The organism is Bacillus spongiae, assembly GCF_037120725.1.
GTDB classification, from domain to species: Bacteria; Bacillota; Bacilli; order Bacillales; family Bacillaceae_K; genus Bacillus_CI; species Bacillus_CI spongiae.
This window is the reverse complement of the sequence record NZ_JBBAXC010000044.1, coordinates 1-1,049: the sequence shown is the minus strand read 5'-3', so window position 1 is coordinate 1,049 and position 1,049 is coordinate 1. Positions and strand designations below refer to the sequence as shown.

Below are 1,049 nucleotides of genomic sequence, written 5' to 3'. Positions count from 1 at the left end.
AATAATGGAAAGCCAAGGAAAGAAATTATTCGAGAATACGACTTAACTCCTTCTTCTCTTGATAAATGGATTAATCAATATAAAAATTCAGGAACATTCAAAGAGAAGGAGAACCTAACTCCTGAACAAAAGGAACTGCAAGAATTACGTAAGCGAAACAAGCAATTAGAAATGGAAAATGATATTTTAAAGCAAGCCGCGCTGATACTAGGACAAAAGTAAATGTGATTAAGCAAAATAAACACAAATACTCGATATCAGCAATGTGCCAAGTCCTACAACTCCCAAGAAGTACGTATTATTATGAAGCAAAACAGCGAACTCATGAGGATGATGTCACGTCACATATCGTTCGAATCTTTCATGAAAGTCGACGGAATTACGGGACACGCAAAATTAAACAAGAACTTATGAAACTTGGGAAGATTGTTTCTAGAAGGCGCATTGGTAGAGTAATGAAAGAGCAAGGGCTTGTTTCTACTTATACTGTCGCTCAGTTTAAACCCCATTCAAAAAAGCCAAATGAAGACCTGCATTCCAATAAACTAAACCGTGAATTTACACAGAACGAAGCGTTATCCGTTGTCGTAAGTGATTTGACATATGTAAGGGTTGATAAAAAATGGCACTACATATGTATATTTATTGATCTCTTTAACCGTGAAATTATAGGATATAGTACTGGGGCGAATAAGGATGCGTTGCTTGTTTATCGAGCTCTCGCTTCAATAAAGGAAAATCTTCATCATATCCAATTGTTTCATACAGATAGAGGAAACGAATTTAAAAATAAGTTAATTGATGACGCTTTAAAAACGTTCTCTATTAAACGCTCATTAAGTATGAAGGGATGCCCCTATGATAATGCGGTGGCAGAAGCTACATTTAAGATTATTAAGACAGAGTTTGTGAAAGGCAGGCAGTATGAAAGCTTAGAAAAATTAAAACGAGAACTGTGTGATTACGTGCATTGGTTTAACCATATTCGTATTCATAGCACACTAGGGTATACAAGTCCTGTTGAGTACAAAAATAGACACCTTAAGAAA

General features: G+C 35.6%; 1 protein-coding gene. It reads left to right on the top strand.

What is annotated here, in order from left to right; translation table 11 throughout:
* A protein-coding gene (locus WAK64_RS22325) for an IS3 family transposase (RefSeq protein ID WP_336589169.1) occupies nucleotides 1–1,049 on the top strand; the annotation gives its coding sequence in 2 pieces (ribosomal slippage) (nucleotides 1–187 and nucleotides 187–1,049; 1,050 coding nt annotated over the 2 pieces). This gene is flagged as partial in the annotation.